The sequence below is a fragment of the Mesorhizobium sanjuanii genome, from assembly GCF_002529485.1.
GTDB classification, from domain to species: domain Bacteria; phylum Pseudomonadota; class Alphaproteobacteria; order Rhizobiales; family Rhizobiaceae; genus Mesorhizobium; species Mesorhizobium sanjuanii.
This window is the reverse complement of record NZ_NWQG01000334.1, coordinates 1-327: the sequence shown is the minus strand read 5'-3', so window position 1 is coordinate 327 and position 327 is coordinate 1. Positions and strand designations below refer to the sequence as shown.

Sequence of the window (327 nt, the reverse complement as noted above, 5' to 3'; positions counted from 1 at the left end):
CGCTGACCAGCCATCCGGCTTTCTCGATAGCCAATCCGAACCGGGTGCGTTCGCTCATCGGCACGTTTTCCAGCGCCAACCAGACCGGCTTCCATAGAGCCGACGGCGAAGGCTACCGGTTTTTCGCCGAGACGGTTATGCAGGTCGAAAAGCGCAACCCGCAAGTGGCTGCCAGACTGGCGACGGCGCTCAGATCATGGCGCTCGCTCGAACCTGGCCGCCAGGCCAAGGCCAGGGAGGCACTGCTTTCGATCGCCAATGCCGAAAACCTGTCGGCCGATCTGAGGGACATCGTCGAGCGGACCTTGGCTTGAGGGTTCCCCATCC

General features: G+C 62.7%; 1 protein-coding gene. It reads left to right on the top strand.

What is annotated here, in order from left to right:
* On the top strand, positions 1 to 314 hold a 314-nt coding region (locus CN311_RS31745), incomplete at its 5' end, for an aminopeptidase N C-terminal domain-containing protein (RefSeq protein ID WP_115504291.1).
* Between the last annotated feature and the right edge of the window lie 13 nt (positions 315 to 327).